The organism is Arenimonas sp. MALMAid1274 (genome assembly GCF_049195245.1).
Classification (GTDB): Bacteria; Pseudomonadota; Gammaproteobacteria; order Xanthomonadales; family Xanthomonadaceae; genus Arenimonas.
Genome location: NZ_JBMIRR010000027.1, coordinates 651671 through 668546 on the forward strand (window position 1 = coordinate 651671; position 16876 = coordinate 668546).

At 69.5% G+C, this 16876-nt stretch carries 20 protein-coding genes; 15 read left to right on the plus strand and 5 right to left on the minus strand.

Annotated elements, in window-relative coordinates:
* The first annotated feature begins 76 nt into the window (after positions 1 to 76).
* The 8 genes from ACOQFR_RS11590 (at position 77) to ACOQFR_RS11625 (ending at position 8407) form a co-directional block, all read left to right on the plus strand.
* On the plus strand, positions 77 to 1516 hold the full coding sequence (locus ACOQFR_RS11590; RefSeq protein WP_421382030.1) for an SPFH domain-containing protein: 1440 nt from the start codon (positions 77 to 79) through the stop codon (positions 1514 to 1516).
* Positions 1517 to 1530: 14 nt separating this feature from the next.
* On the plus strand, positions 1531 to 2460 hold the full coding sequence (locus ACOQFR_RS11595; protein WP_421382032.1) for a YwqG family protein: 930 nt from the start codon (positions 1531 to 1533) through the stop codon (positions 2458 to 2460).
* 112 nt (positions 2461 to 2572) lie between these two features.
* Positions 2573 to 3493, plus strand: a complete 921-nt coding sequence (locus ACOQFR_RS11600; protein WP_421382034.1) for a M14 family metallopeptidase — start codon at positions 2573 to 2575, stop codon at positions 3491 to 3493.
* 60 nt (positions 3494 to 3553) lie between these two features.
* Entirely contained in the window at positions 3554 to 4579 is a 1026-nt protein-coding gene (locus ACOQFR_RS11605) for a hypothetical protein (RefSeq protein ID WP_421382036.1), read from the plus strand.
* A 4-nt stretch (positions 4580 to 4583) separates the two neighbouring features.
* Positions 4584 to 4982, plus strand: coding sequence for a hypothetical protein (locus tag ACOQFR_RS11610; RefSeq protein WP_421382038.1), 399 nt, complete (start codon positions 4584 to 4586; stop codon positions 4980 to 4982).
* Between the two features lie 82 nt (positions 4983 to 5064).
* A complete protein-coding gene (locus ACOQFR_RS11615) occupies positions 5065 to 6216 on the plus strand; it encodes an NAD-dependent epimerase/dehydratase family protein (protein ID WP_421382039.1) in 1152 nt (383 codons plus the stop codon).
* Positions 6217 to 6315: 99 nt separating this feature from the next.
* The gene (locus tag ACOQFR_RS11620) at positions 6316 to 7602 is read left to right on the plus strand and encodes a PA2928 family protein (protein ID WP_421382041.1); all 1287 of its coding nucleotides are present in this window, start codon (positions 6316 to 6318) and stop codon (positions 7600 to 7602) included.
* A 61-nt stretch (positions 7603 to 7663) separates the two neighbouring features.
* Positions 7664 to 8407, plus strand: coding sequence for a peptidase (locus tag ACOQFR_RS11625; protein WP_421382043.1), 744 nt, complete (start codon positions 7664 to 7666; stop codon positions 8405 to 8407).
* On the opposite strand, the gene ACOQFR_RS11630 is transcribed toward ACOQFR_RS11625, so the two are convergent.
* A complete protein-coding gene (locus ACOQFR_RS11630; protein ID WP_421382045.1) occupies positions 8320 to 9297 on the minus strand; it encodes a YihY/virulence factor BrkB family protein in 978 nt (325 codons plus the stop codon). The genes ACOQFR_RS11625 and ACOQFR_RS11630 overlap by 88 nt on opposite strands.
* 124 nt (positions 9298 to 9421) lie before the next feature.
* Here ACOQFR_RS11630 and ACOQFR_RS11635 point away from each other — a divergent pair, with 124 nt between their 5' ends.
* On the plus strand, positions 9422 to 9706 hold the full coding sequence (locus tag ACOQFR_RS11635; protein ID WP_421382047.1) for a hypothetical protein: 285 nt from the start codon (positions 9422 to 9424) through the stop codon (positions 9704 to 9706).
* A 30-nt stretch (positions 9707 to 9736) separates the two neighbouring features.
* On the opposite strand, the gene ACOQFR_RS11640 is transcribed toward ACOQFR_RS11635, so the two are convergent.
* Positions 9737 to 10219, minus strand: a complete 483-nt coding sequence (locus tag ACOQFR_RS11640; protein ID WP_421382049.1) for a pyridoxamine 5'-phosphate oxidase family protein — start codon at positions 10217 to 10219, stop codon at positions 9737 to 9739.
* 132 nt (positions 10220 to 10351) lie between these two features.
* Here ACOQFR_RS11640 and ACOQFR_RS11645 point away from each other — a divergent pair, with 132 nt between their 5' ends.
* From ACOQFR_RS11645 to ACOQFR_RS11655, 3 genes are all read left to right on the plus strand, one after another.
* On the plus strand, positions 10352 to 10864 hold the full coding sequence (locus ACOQFR_RS11645; protein WP_421382051.1) for a DUF1697 domain-containing protein: 513 nt from the start codon (positions 10352 to 10354) through the stop codon (positions 10862 to 10864).
* Between the two features lie 263 nt (positions 10865 to 11127).
* On the plus strand, positions 11128 to 11586 hold the full coding sequence (locus ACOQFR_RS11650) for a YHS domain-containing (seleno)protein (RefSeq protein ID WP_421382053.1): 459 nt from the start codon (positions 11128 to 11130) through the stop codon (positions 11584 to 11586).
* 57 nt (positions 11587 to 11643) lie between these two features.
* Positions 11644 to 12270, plus strand: a complete 627-nt coding sequence (locus ACOQFR_RS11655; RefSeq protein WP_421382055.1) for a DUF6445 family protein — start codon at positions 11644 to 11646, stop codon at positions 12268 to 12270.
* A gap of 12 nt (positions 12271 to 12282) precedes the next feature.
* On the opposite strand, the gene ACOQFR_RS11660 is transcribed toward ACOQFR_RS11655, so the two are convergent.
* Entirely contained in the window at positions 12283 to 13503 is a 1221-nt protein-coding gene (locus ACOQFR_RS11660; RefSeq protein WP_421382057.1) for a DUF481 domain-containing protein, read from the minus strand.
* A 107-nt stretch (positions 13504 to 13610) separates the two neighbouring features.
* Here ACOQFR_RS11660 and ACOQFR_RS11665 point away from each other — a divergent pair, with 107 nt between their 5' ends.
* Positions 13611 to 14372 (plus strand): rhamnogalacturonan acetylesterase, encoded by a 762-nt coding sequence (locus ACOQFR_RS11665; RefSeq protein WP_421382059.1) that lies wholly within the window; start codon positions 13611 to 13613, stop codon positions 14370 to 14372.
* Positions 14373 to 14465: 93 nt separating this feature from the next.
* Positions 14466 to 14732 (plus strand): DksA/TraR family C4-type zinc finger protein, encoded by a 267-nt coding sequence (locus ACOQFR_RS11670; RefSeq protein ID WP_421382061.1) that lies wholly within the window; start codon positions 14466 to 14468, stop codon positions 14730 to 14732.
* A gap of 9 nt (positions 14733 to 14741) precedes the next feature.
* Here ACOQFR_RS11670 and ACOQFR_RS11675 read toward each other — a convergent pair whose 3' ends face one another.
* A complete protein-coding gene (locus ACOQFR_RS11675; protein ID WP_421382063.1) occupies positions 14742 to 15836 on the minus strand; it encodes a diguanylate cyclase in 1095 nt (364 codons plus the stop codon).
* 105 nt (positions 15837 to 15941) lie between these two features.
* Entirely contained in the window at positions 15942 to 16457 is a 516-nt protein-coding gene (locus tag ACOQFR_RS11680) for a hypothetical protein (protein WP_421382065.1), read from the minus strand.
* Between ACOQFR_RS11680 and ACOQFR_RS11685 the strand changes: the two genes are divergently transcribed.
* Complete coding sequence (locus tag ACOQFR_RS11685; RefSeq protein ID WP_421382067.1) at positions 16450 to 16815, plus strand: hypothetical protein; 366 nt, start codon at positions 16450 to 16452, stop codon at positions 16813 to 16815. The genes ACOQFR_RS11680 and ACOQFR_RS11685 overlap by 8 nt on opposite strands.
* Positions 16816 to 16876 lie beyond the last annotated feature (61 nt).

Here is a 16876-nt window from a genome sequence, read left to right on the forward strand (position 1 = left end):
GACCGGGGCGGGGGCGATTTCGGGCGCGGCCCGCGCCGTATACTCCCGGCACCTCACCCCTGCGCCCGGAATGCCCATGCTCGGTACGTCGCTCGTCCTGCTCATCGTCGCGGCGGTGGCCGCCGTCATCGGCGCGCTGCTGTTCTTCTGGATCATCGCCCTGCGCCGGGTGGTGCCGGTGAACGAAGTGCACATCGTGCAGACCCGCAAGAACACGGTCTCGTACGGCAAGGGCTTCGACAGCAACACCTACTACGAGTGGCCCTCGCGCTTCCCGCTGATCGGCCTGACCCGCGTCACCCTGCCGGTGTCCAACTTCGCCATCGACCTGCCCGACTACGCGGCCTACGACAAGGAGCGCGTGCCCTTCCTGGTGCACGTGATGGCCTTCTTCCGCATCAACGACTCCAACACGGCGGCCCAGCGCGTGGCCTCGTTCGACGAGCTCAAGCAGCAGCTCACCGCCATCGTGCAAGGCGCGGTGCGCACCGTGCTGGCCGGGCACGAGATCGACCAGATCATGCTCGACCGCAGCCGCTTCGGCGAAGCCTTCACCAAGGAAGTACAGCCGCAGCTGGGCGGCTGGGGCGTGGAGGCGATCAAGAACATCGAGCTGATGGACATCCGCGACAGCAAGGACAGCGACGTCATCCAGAACATCATGGCCAAGCGCACCTCCGGCATCGAGCGCGAATCGCGCCTGGTGGTGGCCGACAACACCCGCCAGGCCGAGATGGCCGAAATCGCCGCCAAGCGCGAGATCGAGATGTCGCGCCAGCTGGCGGCCGAGCAGGTGGGCCTGCGCACCGCCGAGAAGGACAAGAACGTGGGCGTGGCCAACGAGCAGGCCTCGCAGCAGGTGAAAGTGCAGCAGCGCGAAACCGCGGCCAAGGAAATGGACGTGGTGCAGGTGAAGAACGTGCGCGGCGCCGAGATCAGCCGCGAGGTGGCGGTGATCACCGCGGCCCAGGCCAAGGAAGTGGCGATCGTGCAGGCCGATGCCGCCAAGCAGGTGGCCATCGTTTCGGCCGAAGGCACCAAGCAGGTGGCCATCGTCGAGGCCGAGGGCCACAAGCAGCAGACGGTGCTGACGGCCGAAGGCCAGCTCGAGGCCGCCAAGCGCAACGCCGAGGGCATCGCGCTGGAAGGCCACGCCAAGGGCTCGGCCGAGACCGCCATCCTGATGGCGCCGGTGGACGCGCAGATCAAGCTGGCCGAGAAGATCGGCAGCGACCAGGGCTACCAGACCTACCTGCTGGGCATCCGCAACATCGAGGCGGCGCAGGCGGTGGGCATGGCCCAGGCCGAGGCGCTGAAGACGGCCGACGTGAAGGTGATCTCCAACGCCGGCACGCCAGGCAAGGGCCTGTCCAACGTGATGGACCTGTTCTCGGCCGATGGCGGCACCGCGGTGGCCAGCATGCTCGAAGGCCTGGCGCAGTCGCCGGAAGGCAAGAAGCTGCTGGAGAAGTTCGTCAGCAAGCCCGACGGCAAGGCCGACGAACCGCGCAAGTGAACCGGAGCGCGACCATGGCATGGATGGTGGGGCTGGGCATCGTTCTGGCCATCGCCGTCGCAGGCGGCGCGTGGCTGCTGCGCGGCAAACCGGCCACGGCGGCCGAGGCCCCCGCGGCCAAGCCGGCGAAGCCGGGCAAGGCGATGTCCGCGCAGCATCTGCGCGCGTTCATGGCGCCCTACGAGGAACGCTTGGCCGCAACGGCCCGGCCCGTGCGGCCGCTCAGCCTTGAAGCGCTGCCGGACGATGCCCTGACGGTCAGCAAGGTGGGCGGCCGGGCCTGGTGGCCGGACGGCGAACCCGCGCCGCGCGACGCCGCGGGCGCCCCCCTGGTGCTGCTGGCCCAGATCAATTTCGCCGAACTGCCGCCGACGCCAGGCTATCCCGCCGAGGGCCTGGTGCAGTTCTTCATCACCGACAACGACCACTACGGCGCCAATTTCGACGGCGAGTTGGACGAGGCGGCGCTGTCGGCCCAGCGCAATTTCCGCGTCGTCTACTGGCCGGACCTGTCGCGCAAGGCGCAGGCGCTGCCGCTGCGCGATACGCAGTACCTGCCGCACGAGCCCGGCAAGCCGCGGCGGCTGCGCTTCGGGAGTGGCCAGGAGACGCTGAGCAGCAGTGACTGGCGCTTCGACGGCCTGCTGGGCGGCAACGCCTATGCGCAGGCGGAGAAATACGCGGACCAGCACGGCATCTCCGCCGACGAACTGATCTACGAGCTGAGCCTGGAGCGCGGGGGCGGCGGCAGCAAGGTCGGCGGCTATCCCTTCTTCACCCAGACCGATCCGCGTTCGCGCGGGGACTGGGAGCTGCTGCTGCAGCTGGATTCGGACGACGAGATGATGTGGGGCGATGCCGGCGTGGGCGGCTTCTTCATCCGCCCCGAGGACCTTGCGCGGGCCGACTTCAGCCGCGTCATCTACACCTGGGACTGCTACTGACGCTGCGAATGGGGAAGGGCATGAAGCGATGCGCTCAAGGCGTATCTCGACGCGCGCTGGGCGGCGCGGGCGGGATGCTAAAATCGCGGCCTTCGAACCCGGGACCGCGACCATGAGCCTGAGCTTCTATCCCATCGGCACCCCCGGCACGCCCTGGGGCGCGGACGAACGCGCCGCCTGGCGCGCCGCGCAGGTGCGCCAGCGCAGTTATCACGACGACGTGCTGGCCGCGATCGACCGACTGAAGGCGCGCTTTGACGTGAACGAGTACGCGGTGCTCGATACCGGCGTGGACGGCAGGTTCCCGCTGTTCGCGCTCAGCAGCAGGGACTGGGACGACACGCTGCCCAGCGCCCTGGTCACCGGCGGCGTGCACGGCTACGAGACCAGCGGCGTGCAGGGCGCGCTGCAGTTCCTGGACCAGCGCGCGGGCGACTACGCCGGCCGCATCAACCTGCTGGTGGTGCCCTGCGTCAGCCCCTGGGCCTACGAGCGCATCCAGCGCTGGAACCCGCACGCGGTCGATCCCAACCGCCAGTTCCGCCCCGGTGGTGACGCCGAGGAGTCGGCGGCGCTGGAGCGGCTGGTGGCGCCCTTGCGCGACCGCTTCCTGGTGCACGTGGACCTGCACGAGACCACCGACACCGATGAATCCGAGTTTCGCCCGGCCAAGGCCGCCCGCGACGGCCAGCCCTTCGAGCCCGGCGAAATTCCGGACGGCTTCTACACCGTGGGCGACACCGAGGATCCGCAGCCGGCCTTCCAGCAGGCGGTCATCGCCGCGGTCGAAAAAGTCACGCACATCGCGCCGGCCGACGCGCGGGGCGAGATCATCGGATCGCCGGTGGTGGCGCACGGTGTGATCAACTACGAAGTGCGTGACCTGGGCCTGTGCGCCGGCGTCACCACGGCCCGCTACCGCACCACCACCGAGGTCTATCCCGACAGCCCGCGCGCCACGCCCGAGCAGTGCAATGCGGCGCAGGTGGCGGCGGTGTGCGGCGCGCTCGACTTCGCCCTCGCCGCCGGCTGACCCGTTGTGGCGGCGTCGGCGGCCGATTAGGCTGGCGGCAACGGCCGGGGAGGGCCCTGCATGCGCCTGGGGATGATTGCCGTGCTGGTGCTGGCGATGGTCGGCTGCGGCCACGACCGGCCGCCGCGCGACTATCGTCCGGCCGAGGGCAGCTGCGAGGACCTGCGCGGGCACTGGATCGTGGACGCCGCCGACCTGGGCTGGCTGGTGCCCGACCGTCGCCTGCCGCAAGGCACGCGTTTCACCTACCTGAGCATCGTGGACGACCGCAACGGCTCGCTGAGCCTGGTGCTGCGTCCGCGTCGCGAGGACCTGCTCGCGCAGGCCGCCACCTTGCGCCTGACCGACCAGGATGCCTACCGCGCCTGGCGCGCCGGCGTGCTGGGCGAGCCGATGGAAGGCTACCTGGGCCGCGTGGCCAACGAACGCCCCGGTCCCGCGGTGGCCTACTCATGGCAGATGGGCATGAGCGAGTGCCGCCGCGACTGGCGACACGGCGGCGGAGGCTATGACCTCACGCCGGCAGCAGGCCGGGATCCGGCCGAAAACCTGGCCTTCCTGGCCTTGGGCCGCGGCGAAGGTGGCGAACTGCTGATCGAACGGCACGTGCGCCGCGAGAATTCCTTCGGCAATTTTTTCGGACAGCCGATCCGCTACTACACCTACGCCTATTCGGAGTGGCGGCGACTGTCGCCGGTGCCCCCCGGGCAGGTGCCCGCACCGCTGACCGCGAAGGACCTGGTGGTGATGCCCAGCGCCGCGGACCGGATGTGGGGCGACATCGACCGTCGTCGCGGCTGGAGCAACTTCGGGGGTTGGGTGCGCGACAACGTGCCGGCCGGCACCGTGATCACCCTCCTGCGCGAGCGGCCGATGGATCCGGTGGCCATGGGCCTGCCGCTGGACCAGATCCGCATCGAGCTGGCGGGCCATTGGCCGACCGGCGCGCCCGATCCGTTCACGCCGCTGCTGCAGCGGCATCCTGGCGTGGGCCCGATCGAGGTCAAGCAGTCGCGGCTGCAGCCGGACAATCGCTCGTACCTGCTGCTCGAATTCACCTTCACGGTCGAGCCGGGTCCGCGTTGAGCCGATGCTGACGCTCCTGGCGCAACTGGTGGTGGTGAAGGCCGCGCTGTACCTGCTTGGCCTGGGCCTGGTTGCGCTGGCCCGGCCGGCGATGGCGCGGCGCTTCCTGCGCGGGTTCGCGACCGCGCGCGGCCTGCACTTCCTGGAGATGGGGCTGCGGATCCTGGTCGGGCTGGCCTTCGTGCACGTTGCCCCGCTGATGCAGTTTTCGCAGGTGTTCCTCGCGCTGGGCTGGCTGCTGATCGTGACCAGCGCGGTCCTGGTGCTGCTGCCCTGGGACTGGCACCGCCGTTTCGCCGCGCGCTCGGTGCCGCAGGCGCTGAAGTTCCTGCCGCTGATCGGTGTGTCGTCGCTGGCCGCCGGGGTGGCCATCCTGGGTTGCCTGTTCCCTGACGGTCCCTGAGCCTGGCCCCCGACTTTTGCCACGGGTGGGCCGGGCCTGGCGGTGTCAGTCTGCGGTCTCCATTCTCGCCGGGGGACACCACATGGGCACCACACGTCGCGACCTGCTCAAGCTGGGAGCGCTGGCCGCCGCCGGCGCCGCCTTGCCGTCCCTGGCCAACGCACAGGCGGCACCCGCGATCGCCAAGGCCGACAAGCCGCTGCGCATCCTGATCCTGGGCGGCACCGGATTCACCGGGCCCTTCCAGGTCAACTACGCGCTGGCACGCGGCCACCAGGTGACGATCTTCAACCGCGGCAAGCGGCCTTCGCCGGAGTGGCCGGGCACGGTCGAACAGCTGCTGGGCGACCGCAACACCGGCGACCTGAAGTCGCTCGAAGGTCGCGAGTGGGACGTGTGCATCGACAATCCCACCAGCCTGCCGTTCTGGGTGCGCGATGCGGCGGCCGTGCTCAAGGGCAAGGTGGGCCACTACCTCTTCATCTCCACCATCTCGGTGTATGCCGATGGCTCGAAGCCGGGCATGACCGAATCCGCGGCCGTCGCCGCCTACACCGGCAAGGACGCGATGGCGGAAACCATCGAGAACCTGCGCGCCAACATGGAGCTTTACGGCCCGCTGAAGGCGCTGAGCGAAGCCGAGGCGCGCAAGCAGTTCGGCGAGCGCACCACCATCGTGCGCCCGGGCTACATCGTCGGTCCGCGCGACGAGACCGACCGCTTCACCTACTGGCCGCGCCGCATCGCCGAGCGGGGCGAAGTGCTGGTGCCGGGCGACGGCCATGATCCGGTGCAGATCATCGATGGCCGTGACCTGGGTGAGTGGATGGTGCGGCTGGCCGAGCAGGGCACTTATGGCACCTTCAACGCGGTGGGTCCGGACTACCGGCTGGGCACCGATGCGATGGTGCATGGCTGCCACGCCGTCACCGGCGGCGACGTCAGGTTCACGCACGTGCCGGTGGATTTCCTCACCGAACAGAAGGTGTCCTTCGGCGATGAACTGCCGGTGTGGTTCCCGGCGGCGCACGAGTACGGCGGCTACGGCCAGGTGGACAACCGCAAGGCGATCGCCGCCGGACTCACGTTCCGGCCGCTGGCGACCACGGTGACCGACCTGCTGGCCTGGTACCGCAGCCTGCCGGCCGAGCGCCAGGCCGAACGCCGCGCGGGCATGGACCGGGCGCGCGAAGCGGCGATCCTCAAGGCCTGGCACGACCGGCCGCAAGGCTGAATCCGGCGCGGGCCCAGGGCGGGTGCTGTCCCTGACGCGGCCCGGCCCACGTTGAATCCCAGAAGGCCGTTCCGACGGGCGGCCGTTCCGGGAGCGGGCATGTCCAAGGCAAGCAAGAAGGTCGGGTGGGCAACGATGGCGCTGTGCCTCGGGCTGGCGTTGACCGCCTGTACCTCGAGCCACCTGGAGGATCCGCAGGTGGTCGGCCGGCCGGCCATGGTCGAGCACGGCGGGCAGGCCATGCTCTGGGTGCTGACCAAGCAGGAGGAGAGCCGCGAGGTGCGCGTCACTTCATCCAGCCGGAGCGCCGGCAGCTGGCGCACCGACACCTTCTTCCACTTCGACCTCACCGCCTACGATCCGGCCGGCGCGCGGCCGGCATGGAACAAGCGCCTGATGACGCTGGGCGATGACGAGGCCAGCGGCGCGGGGCCGTCGCGCGTGATCGGTTCAAACACGACCGGGCAACTGCTGGGCCAGGACGGCGACATCGTCTGGCTGCTGATCGACAGCCTGCCGCTGGGCCTGAGCGCCACTGACGGCCGCGTCGTCGCCGATGCCGCGGCCCTGGAAGCGCGCAATGCCGGGCTCAAGGGCGTGATGCCCCGCGACGCCAAGTTCTACGACTTCGACGCGGGCCTGGTGGTGCTGGCCGCCGACGGACGCCACCATGTCATCCGTGGCCCGGACCTGAAGGCCGCGGACTACCAGCCTCCCAGTCGATCGGTGCCGTTGGAGGTGGAGATCGACGGCCGGCGCCACATGCTGCCCTTGCGTCCGGTGATGGGCGAGCCGCCGTCGCGCAACTTCAGTCTGGGCGGGCAGTGGATCGGCCTGTTCTCGGAGAAGGAGGCCGCGGACGCGGCAAACGATCCCTTCGGTCGGCACTACGTGTTTCCGTACGTGATCCTGGACGAAGGGGCGCTGGCCCGCCGCAGCTTCTGGCGCGGGCGCATCGAGAACAAGCAGCACTTCGACGAGAATTTTCCGCACATCGCAGGCATGGACGCGATTCCCGAATCGCCAACCTTCATCCGGGGACGATTCGTTGCCAGGGGATCCGAGGGTGTGCCCGTGCGGCTCGCGGCGCCCGACAGCGTGCTGGTCTGGCACCTGACGCGCATCGACAGTGCGGGTCGCGTCGCGCTCACCCGCCTGGGTACCGACCTGCGCACCCTGTGGACGACCGAGTTGCCCTTGAGCGAAAGCGGCATGATCCAGCCGATGCAGCGCTGGCAGCTTGCGGGTCACCTGGTGGTGCTGGGCGACCAGGAGTTCGTGGACGACGGCGTCACGCGCCGCGAAACCTACCTCAGCTCGGTTCAGCTCGCGGATGGCAAACTGCGGTCCTGGAACCTGATCCGGCAACGCGCCCTAGACGAATGACGCGCGCGCCCGGGGATCGGCTTCCGTTCCTGGGCCACGGGCCCGCTGCTGGAGGATGCGCATGACCTACTGTGTTGGCCTGCGGCTGGACCAGGGCCTCGTCATGCTGGCGGATACCCGTACCAATGCCGGTTTCGACAACATCTCCTGCTTCTCCAAGCTGCACCGCTTCCATCGGCCCGGCGACCGCATGATCGCCATCTTGTCGGCCGGTAACCTGGCGGTGTCGCAGGCGGTGCTGACCCTGGTCCGGGACGGGCTGACGGATCCGGAAACCGGTGGGGTCGAATCGCTGCTCACCGTGCCGACCATGTTCCGCGCCGCCGGCCTGGTGAGCGAGGCGGTACGTCACGTGCACCACATCCATGGCGACGGCATGAAGCTGCAGGGCGTTGATTTCGACGTCAGCTTCCTGGTGGGCGGCCAGATCGCCGGCGGTGAGCTGGCCCTGTTCCAGGTCTATTCGGCCGGCAACTTCATCCAGGCCACCACCGACACGGCCTTCTTGCAGATCGGCGAACACAAGTACGGCAAGCCGATCCTGGATCGCGCCATCACGCCGGAGACCTCGCTGGTGGATGCGACCAAGCTGGCGCTGATCTCGATGGACTCCACGCTGCGCTCCAACCTCAGCGTGGGCATGCCGCTGGACCTGCTGGTCTACCGCGAAGGCGAGGTGGACAGCGCGGTGACGCAGCGCATCGCCGAGCGCGATCCCTACTTCGAGCTGGTGCGCGAGCGCTGGTCGGACGCGCTGGCCAAGGCCCACCGCGACATTCCCGCGCCGGAGTGGCTGGGGTCCTGAGTCCGGCGCCGGGCCTGCAGGCGCTCGTCGATGACCGCGGTGATCAGTGCACCGACGAAGAACACCAGCGCCGCGTAGTACATCCACACCAGCAGCACCACCAGGGTGCCGAAGGCGCCGTAGGCGCTGCCCGGTGCGGCCTGGGCGATGTAGAGCCCGATCAGCCAGCGCCCGAGCACGAACAGAGAAGCCGTCACCGCGCCGCCCAGGAAGGCCTGGCGCCAGCGCACGCGGCGGTCGGGCAGATAGTGGTACAGCAGCGCAAACGCCACCACGTACAGGCCCAGCGTGATCAGGTTGCCCACGGTGGGCACCAGCGACGGCAGGTTGGCGAACAGCACCTGCACGGCGGTGGTGAGCATCATGGACACCAGCAGCAGGAAGCCCAGCGCCAGCACCACGCCGAAAGAAAAAATGCGCTTGCGCAGCCACACCAGCGCACCGCCGCTCAGCTGCTCGGCATCGGTGGCAAAGATGGCGTTGAGCGTGGCCTGCAGCTGCGCGAACACCACCGTGGCGCCGACGAACAGCAGCAGGGTGCTCCATAGTCCCGCCAGCGAGCCCAGGTCGGGCCGGTCCTGCGCGCTGTCGAGCACGGTGGCGGCCACTTCCGCGGCGTGGTTGCCGGCCAGCGCCGAGATCTGTTCCAGCAGGGCCGCCTGGGCCGAAGGCAGCATGGAGGCGGTGAACCACAGCACCAGCAACAGCAGCGGTGCCAGCGACACCAGGGCGTAGAACGACAGTGCTGCCGCGTGGGCCAGCAGGTCGCGGTCGATGAAGCGCTGCAGCAGGGCGGCGGGCAGGCTGCGGGCCACGCGCGCGTGCAGGCGGGCCAGCCGGTCGCGTCGGCGCTTCCAGGCCTGTTGTCGCGGGGATGACCTGCCGTCCATCGCCGCTCAGGCGTCCTTGGCCGACGAGGGCGGGCAATGGCTTTTGCCGGGCCCACGGTCTGGAGTAATCTCGCGCCGATGCCCCGCCGGGGCCCGCACCGCTTCCGCAGACGAGGATGTACCGATGAAACCGCGCCTTTGCCTCACCGTCGCCGCCTCCCTGCTGCTGCTCGGCGCCTGCGCCTCCGGTCCCGAACCCGCGCCCCAACCGGTCGCGGCGCCCGACCTCGCGGCTGCCCCGATCGACCCGGCCGGTGGCCGTTGGAAGCTGGTGTCCTGCCACGTGGACGGACGGGGTTGCCGGGACGAGGACATCTATCGCTCCGAAGAAGGCTGCCTGCGCGCCAGCCGCGAACTCGAGCGCGACGATCGCGACCGCCGGGCCGCCTGCCGCAAGCTGGCGCAGTGAAACCGGCCGGGCCTCAGGCCCGGCCCGGGTTCAACGCAGGTCAACGTTGGCCGTCTTGTCCTGGTAGTCCTTCTCGGGGTTGATCCCCAGCATCATCTTGACGCCGGCCAGCAGGTTGTTCTCGTTGAGCCAGATTTCAGCGTGCTCGGCATCCAGGCGCAGCAGCGCCAGCTTCGGGTCGTCCTTGCCCTCGTACCAGGCGGCGATGAACGGGTTCCAGAGGCGATCGATCACGGCACGGTCCTGGTCGATGTGCAGGGTGCCGGTGATGCTGGCGAACAGGCTGTGGTTCTTGGCGCTGAACGCGGCGATGGCGCGATGGCCGGGCGTCAGCTTCTGCACGAGCGCGGTGTCGCGCGAACCGAAGAACCAGATCGGGCTGCGTTCGTTTTCGACCTGTGCGGTCATCGGCCGCGAGTGGCCGCCTTCGACGCCGTCCAGGCCCAGCATCAGGGTGCGGTCGGAGTCGAGGGCTTTCCAGAGTTTCTTTTCAAGTTCCTGTGGCGTGCTCATGCGTGCGGTCCTCGGGGGGAAGGCCCGACTATCGGGCGCAAACAGAATCCGCCTTCTGCAGTGGCTGCAACGTGAACTGCAAATTGCCTCGCGACGGCGCATGATTCCTGCAAGCTGCAAGGAGCCATCGCAATGAATCGCTACGTCGCACTGCTTCGCGCGGTCAACGTGGGCGGCACCGGCAAGCTGCCGATGGCCGACCTGCGCGCCTTGTGCGAGAGCGCGGGCTTCTCGCGCGTCAGCACCTATATCGCCAGTGGCAACGTGCTGTTCGAAAGCGCGATGTCGTCGCTCGATGCCCGCGCCCGCCTGGCGCGGGCGCTGCAGGACTACGCGGGAAAACCCGTGGGCGTGCAGCTGCGGCAACCCGCCGACCTGGCCAGGCTGCGCGACGGCAATCCCTGGCCCGGGGCTGCCGGCAATCGCGTCATCGTGGTCTTCCTCGAGGCTCCGCTGCCCGAAGGCTGGGAGTCACGGGTGAAGGGGCGGGGCGAGGAACAGCTGCAGGCCCAGGCCGATGCGCTCTACATCCACTACGGCGAAGGCATGCGCGAGTCGAAGCTGGTGGTGCCCGATGCGAGCGTGGGTACGGCACGCAATCTCAACACGGTGGCCAGACTGGCCGAGCTCTCGGCCCTGCCCTGAGCGCGGGCAGGGCAATAAAAAGGGCCGGCGGCGCCCCGCCATCGGCGGGAGGACGCTGGCCCCCTGGAAACGGGTGGCAGCCGGGAATCAGCGACCGCGGAGGCGGGCGACGCGGCGGCGGGCGCGGGCTTTCTTGGTTTTCATGGGTAGGGCCTGGGTGGGTGAAGGGCGGGATTGTCCCACATCCGGGCCCCGGCTGCCCCGTCTGCGCACCTTCTCGCCCTGGGCCGGCCTCTATCAGGCAAACCCCAAGGAGAACCGCCATGCGTCCGCTTACCCTGATCCTGCTCGCCGTCCTCGTCGTCCTGATTGCGCCGCGCGTGATGGCGGTGGACGAAGTCTTCGCCACGCCGGAAGGCGCCATCCGCGGCTACGACCCGGTCGCGTACCACACCGAGGCCAAGGCCGTTCCCGGGAAGCCCGGCATCACCCTGGACTGGAACGGCGCCACCTGGCGCTTCGCCAGCGAGGCCAACCGCGACCTGTTCGCCGCCCAGCCCGAGCGCTACGCGCCCCAGTACGGCGGCTACTGCGCCTACGGCACCTCGCAGGGCTACAAGGTCTCGACCCAGCCCGAGGCCTTCGCGATCGTGGACGGCAAGCTCTACCTGAACTACAACGTGCCCGTGCAGCGCACCTGGAACCGCGACCGTCCCGGCTACATCGCCAAGGCCGACCGCAACTGGGTGCAGCTCGAGTCCACTCCGCACACCAAGGACTGAAGCCTGCCGGGCCGGGGCATGGACGCGGGCGCCGCGGATTCGTTAGCCTGCCCAGCCATGCCCGTCACCTCGCTGATCGTCGATGACTTCCTGGACAACGCCACCGCGCTGCGCGCGGCGGCGCTGGGCCTGACCTACCCGCCGGTTTCCGGAATGTTCCCGGGGCGCAATTCGCAGGAGCGCCTGAACCTGGAAGGGCTGGAGCAGGAGGTCTCGCGCCTGGTCGGCGAACCCCTGGTGCCCATGCCGCCGCCGCAGGCGCACGGCAAGTTCCGCATCGCCACCGCCGGCGAGGTGGGGCGGGCCAAGGTGCACGTGGACACCGCGCACTGGTCCGGCATCCTTTACCTGAGCCGGCCCGAAGACTGCCGCGGCGGCACCGAGTTCTTCCGGCACCGGCCCACCGACACCGAGCGCGCACCGATCAACGATGACGAAGCGCGCGCCAAGGGCTATGCCTCGGCCAAGCAGATGATCGCCGACATCCTGGAGCGCGACACCAGCGACGATTCGAAGTGGGAAATGACCATGCGCATCCCGATGCGCTTCAACCGCCTGGTGCTGCTGCGGCCCTGGCTGTGGCACACCGCCGGCGAGGCCTTCGGCGATTCGCTGGAGAACGGCCGGCTGGTGTACCTGATGTTCTTCGCGTCCGGGCGCCAGCTGCCTTCGTTCAACGCCTGATCGGCGCGCGCTTCAGAACTTGTAGCGCAGGAAGAGTTCGGATTCGACCTCGTCGCCGCGGCTGAGCGTGGCGGCGCTGTGCGAGTAGCGCCAGCGGAAGCCGAAGCCCAGGTGCCGGCTCAGCGCATAGGCAAGCTCTGCTTCGGATTCAGCGCCGGTGTCGCCATCGCCCCAGCGGTAGTAGCGCAGGCTCGCACTGGCGTCCCAGCGCGGCGTGATCTTCCATTCGCCCGCGAGGTAGGCCGAAGGCACCCCCACGCCGATATCGATGCCGGTCCCGATCAGGTCCACGGTGAATTCGTTCCAGAGCACCGCGGCGCGCAGCGAGCCGTGCCGGTTCCAGCGCCACTGATAACCGCCGCCGGCCGAACCCTGAAGCAGCAGGTAGTCGAAATTCTGGCCGAGCAGGCGCACGCGGTCGCGCTCGGCGCGACCTTCCACCAGGGTGAACCAGCGGTTGTCGAAGTCGTGGATCCAGCCCAGGCGGCCGAAGTACTCGCGACGCCAGGACTGTTGGCCGATGCGCGCGAACTCGCCGTGCAGCTCGAGACGGATGTCGTCGGCGCCGCGCTGCCAGGTCCCGTCAAAACGCAGCTTGGCCTTGTCGTCGCGGGAATCGCCGGTGCTGTCACGGGTCAGCGTGGCGTCCACGTGCAGCTGGTCCGGGCGCCAGCGGGTCCAGGGCGATGGCGCAGTCTCCATCCTTGCTTGCGGACCGGGGCTGGCGTCGCCCACCTGCAGCGCAAGCGCAGTGTCCTTGCCGGTTTGGTGGGCCGTCACCGCCATTTCCTCGCCGCAGGCCAGCAGGGAAAACCTCATCGTTGCGCCGTCGGCACGGGGCGCGCGGGACGAGAACTGGATGGGCCCGCCCTGGGCGCGACACGCGGCCAGCGCGGGTTCGGCGCCTTGCTCCAGGCGTGCGCCCAGCGAACGCAGGGCCTGCAGCAGGGAGGAAAGTTCCGCCGCGTCCACCTCTTGCCCGGGTAACCCGGCACAGTCCTGGCCCGACAGGCGCGCCGCGACCCGATAGCGCGGATGAGGCATCGCCACCAGGTCCACCCGGCCGTCGGCGTCCGTGGCGATCAGGGCCTGCACGCAGGCATGCGGCTCCTCGACGGTGGGCGTGGCGGCCGCCGCGGCGTCGGTCGCCAGGACGGAGAGCATTCCGCCAAGGAGCACCGGCAGCGCCGGCAGGAGAAGTCGCGCGTAGGCAGGGCGGGCAGGGCGAGTCATGGGCCCATCCTAGGCAACTGCCGGCGCTGCGCCCAGCCCCGCCCGGACGTGGTGCCGGGCCCGCGGAATGCGCACAATCGCCGGACACCGACAGGGGATCCGCCGACATGCTGCTCGCCGCGTTGCTCACGTTGATGGTCGCAAACCCGGTCGCCCCGCCGCCGGCCGCGCAGGCGGGGCCTGCGGCCATCACGGTGCACCTTGCGGGCGATTCCACCCTGGCCCCGAAGCTGGAGACCAAGCGGCCCGAAAGTGGATGGGGCGAGTACCTCCAACAGCAGTTCGCCCCGGGCACGGTGGTGGTGGACAACCGTGCCCGCAACGGCCGCAGCACCCGCACCTTCATCGAGCTGGGCGAATGGCAGGCGCTGCTGGACAGCGTGCGGCCGGGCGATGTGGTGCTGATCCAGTTCGGCCACAACGACCAGTCGCAGAACAAGCCCGACCGCTACACGCCGCTGTCCGACTACCGCGCCAACCTGGCTCGCTTCGTGGCCGATGTGCGTGCGCGCGGGGCCCAGCCGCTGTTGCTGACGTCGGTGGCAAGGCGCGAGTTCGACCAGGCAGGCCGCGTGCGGGACAGCCACGGTGCCTACCCCGACGCGGTGCGCGCCCTGGCGGCGGCGCAGCAGGTGCCCTTGATCGACATGCAGCGCCGGACCGAAGCGCTGCTGGAATCCGCGGGCGAGCAGGCCTCGCGCGCCTTCTTCCTGTGGCTGGCGCCCGGCGAGCACGTCAACTATCCCGCCGGGGTACAGGACAACACGCATTTTTCGCCCGAGGGCGCGCGCCGCGTGGCCGAGGATTTCGCCGCGGCGCTGCGCACCAGCGGCTTGCCCCTGGCGGCTCGCCTTCGCCCGGAGGACTGAGGTGCGGTGTCGCGCTGGGTGCGCATGCCCTTGGAAAGCGCGCCGTCGACCCCCATCCTGAGCGGCAGGGACGAGTTATTTCAGGAGCAGACCATGGCCACCGGGTGGGCCGGCGACGGCGCAGTGCAGGACCAGATCGACGCCACGGTGGCCGATGCCATCAAGCGTGCGCGGAGCCAGCTGCCGAAGGGCAAGAGCCTCAAGCGCTGCGAGGAATGCGACGCCCCGATTCCCGAAGCGCGCCGCAAGGCCTTGCCCGGCGTGCGCCTGTGCGTGCCCTGCCAGGAAGCGCGCGATGCCGGCGAGTCGGCGTCCAGCGGCTACAACCGGCGCGGCAGCAAGGACAGCCAGCTGCGCTGAGCGCGCGCCTCACTTGCCTTCGGGCAGCGGTTCGCGTCCGACGATGCGGTTGCGACCGCCATGCTTGGCCCGATAGAGCGCGCGATCAGCGGCCTCCAGCCACTCGCGCAGCGCCAGCCCGGGCGAGGGCGGCTCGGCCAGTCCCAGGCTGATCGAGCAGCGCAGGCCCGGGACACGATCGAAGGCCAGTTGTTCCACCGCGGCGCGCAGTTGCTCGCCCTGGCGTTCGGCTTCGGCGGCATCCAACGGCAGCACGGCCGCGAACTCGTCGCCGCCCAGCCGGCCCACTGCCGCCTCGGGATGCAGATGCCGTGACATCAATCCGGCGATGGCCAGCAGCACGTCGTCGCCGACGCCGTGGCCGTGGCGGTCGTTGATGGCCTTGAAGCGGTCCACGTCCACCAGCAGCAGGGTGGCGGTGCCCTGGCCCTGGTGATGCCGCTGCAGAAGTTCGTCGGCCTGGGCCTGCCAGTGACCGCGGCTGTCCAGCCCGGTCAGCATGTCGCGCCGGCTCAGCTCGGCCAGCTGCAGGTTCTGGCGCTGCACCTTGCGCACCAGCAGGTAGCTGCTCTGGCTCACCGCCAGGGTGTGCACCATCATGATCGGCAGGCAGGCCAGCACCACTGCGTGGCTGGAGGGCAGGTCCACCTGGAATCCGGTGAGCAGGCCACCGACGAGGATGGCGGCAGCCACGCCCGGCAGCGACCACAGCCACAGGTTGCGGATGCCGGAGTTGATCTTGTCGGCCGTGACCACGGTCAGCAGCACCGCCGAGGGAAGCAGGTTGAAGTGCAGCATCGGTAGCCAGCTGCCGGCCAGCACGGAGTCGAACATGAAGTTGCGGCGCTCGGCCCGGAACGGGTCGCGGCTGCGGCGCGCCAGCAGGTAGGCCAGGTGCGGCCAGACTACGCAGCCAAACAACATCCAGGCCCACGACGGCCACCCGGCATCGATCTCGCGCATTACCACCACCTGCGGCAGCGCGGCCAAGCCCATGCCCAGCACTCGGAAGCCGTAGGTGCGCGAAGGCAGCGACTGCAGCCGCGTCATGGCGGTGTCGTCTTGCAGGGGCTTGTCCGGGCGGGCCTCGGGCGGGGACGGCATGGTGCGGTGTGGCTCCACGGGAGAGTCCGAGGATAGCCCAACGGCAGCGGTGTGTTGCCCCGTGCCCCGCCGCGCCCCCGGGGGCGCGCGGCGGGAGGGCCAGGCTCAGGGGATCTTGCGGTTGATGTTGCGCTGCCAGTTCGCCCGCGGGACCTGGGACTGCTTGGGGCCCCCCAGTTCACGCACCAGCGGCACGTGGGCCTTGCTGGAAATTTCGTGGATCGGACCGGTGGCCGACGGCACCTGCGGGGCCAGGTCGATGGACTCGACGGACTCCGGCTCGGGACGCGTCGGCTCCTTGCGCTCCGCCGGCTCCTTGCCGCGCGGATCGGTGGCCGGCGCCTTCTTCGGGACCGGACGGGGAGAGGGTGATTTGGGCGCCGGGGTGGCGGCCTGGGTCGTCGTCGCTTTTTTCGTGGTGGCGGTGCTGGCTCCGGCCGTCTTGCCGGTGGCCTTCTTCGGGGCCGCATTCCGGAGGGTGGTCTTCTTCGCTGCTGGCTTCTTGGCGGTGGCTTTTTTCGCCACTGCCTTTTTCGTCGCCGCCTTGCGGGTCGCGGCCGTCGTCGGCGCCGCCTTCCTGGCGGTGGTCTTCTTCTTTTTTGCGGTGGCCGTCTTGGCCACGGCCTTCTTCGACGACACCTTCTTTGCGGCGACCTTCTTCGGTGCGACCTTCTTCGGCGCGACCTTCTTCGGCGCGACCTTCTTCTTCGCAGCCTTCGTGGCAGGAGCCTTCTTCGCGGCGGCCTTCCGTGTGGTGGCCTTCTTGACGGTGGCCTTCTTCGGGGCGGACTTCTTCGCGGGAGCCTTCTTCGTGCTGCGGGAACGGGCGGTAGCCATCATCGTTACCTTTGCGGGCGGAGGTGACTTCGAGTCTAGCCAAGGCTTGGCCTCGCTGCGCGTTGGTCACGCACTGCGTTTTGTTTCCAGACAGGCCTGCGCACTGCGCGGTTCTCGCGCCGTGATCGTGCACTGTGCGTGATGTGCGCAGATGCGCGATGCTGCGCGGGGATGGAGTTCGGCCCGCGCGTCCCCATGTTGGA

Coding starts and splice junctions, on each gene's coding strand:
- ACOQFR_RS11590 (WP_421382030.1), top strand. CDS start 77: ATGCTCGGTACGTCGCTCGTCCTGCTCATCGTCGCGGCGGTGGCCGCC.
- ACOQFR_RS11595 (WP_421382032.1), top strand. CDS start 1,531: ATGGCATGGATGGTGGGGCTGGGCATCGTTCTGGCCATCGCCGTCGCA.
- ACOQFR_RS11600 (WP_421382034.1), top strand. CDS start 2,573: ATGAGCCTGAGCTTCTATCCCATCGGCACCCCCGGCACGCCCTGGGGC.
- ACOQFR_RS11605 (WP_421382036.1), top strand. CDS start 3,554: ATGCGCCTGGGGATGATTGCCGTGCTGGTGCTGGCGATGGTCGGCTGC.
- ACOQFR_RS11610 (WP_421382038.1), top strand. CDS start 4,584: ATGCTGACGCTCCTGGCGCAACTGGTGGTGGTGAAGGCCGCGCTGTAC.
- ACOQFR_RS11615 (WP_421382039.1), top strand. CDS start 5,065: ATGGGCACCACACGTCGCGACCTGCTCAAGCTGGGAGCGCTGGCCGCC.
- ACOQFR_RS11620 (WP_421382041.1), top strand. CDS start 6,316: ATGTCCAAGGCAAGCAAGAAGGTCGGGTGGGCAACGATGGCGCTGTGC.
- ACOQFR_RS11625 (WP_421382043.1), top strand. CDS start 7,664: ATGACCTACTGTGTTGGCCTGCGGCTGGACCAGGGCCTCGTCATGCTG.
- ACOQFR_RS11630 (WP_421382045.1), bottom strand. CDS start 9,297: ATGGACGGCAGGTCATCCCCGCGACAACAGGCCTGGAAGCGCCGACGC.
- ACOQFR_RS11635 (WP_421382047.1), top strand. CDS start 9,422: ATGAAACCGCGCCTTTGCCTCACCGTCGCCGCCTCCCTGCTGCTGCTC.
- ACOQFR_RS11640 (WP_421382049.1), bottom strand. CDS start 10,219: ATGAGCACGCCACAGGAACTTGAAAAGAAACTCTGGAAAGCCCTCGAC.
- ACOQFR_RS11645 (WP_421382051.1), top strand. CDS start 10,352: ATGAATCGCTACGTCGCACTGCTTCGCGCGGTCAACGTGGGCGGCACC.
- ACOQFR_RS11650 (WP_421382053.1), top strand. CDS start 11,128: ATGCGTCCGCTTACCCTGATCCTGCTCGCCGTCCTCGTCGTCCTGATT.
- ACOQFR_RS11655 (WP_421382055.1), top strand. CDS start 11,644: ATGCCCGTCACCTCGCTGATCGTCGATGACTTCCTGGACAACGCCACC.
- ACOQFR_RS11660 (WP_421382057.1), bottom strand. CDS start 13,503: ATGACTCGCCCTGCCCGCCCTGCCTACGCGCGACTTCTCCTGCCGGCG.
- ACOQFR_RS11665 (WP_421382059.1), top strand. CDS start 13,611: ATGCTGCTCGCCGCGTTGCTCACGTTGATGGTCGCAAACCCGGTCGCC.
- ACOQFR_RS11670 (WP_421382061.1), top strand. CDS start 14,466: ATGGCCACCGGGTGGGCCGGCGACGGCGCAGTGCAGGACCAGATCGAC.
- ACOQFR_RS11675 (WP_421382063.1), bottom strand. CDS start 15,836: ATGCCGTCCCCGCCCGAGGCCCGCCCGGACAAGCCCCTGCAAGACGAC.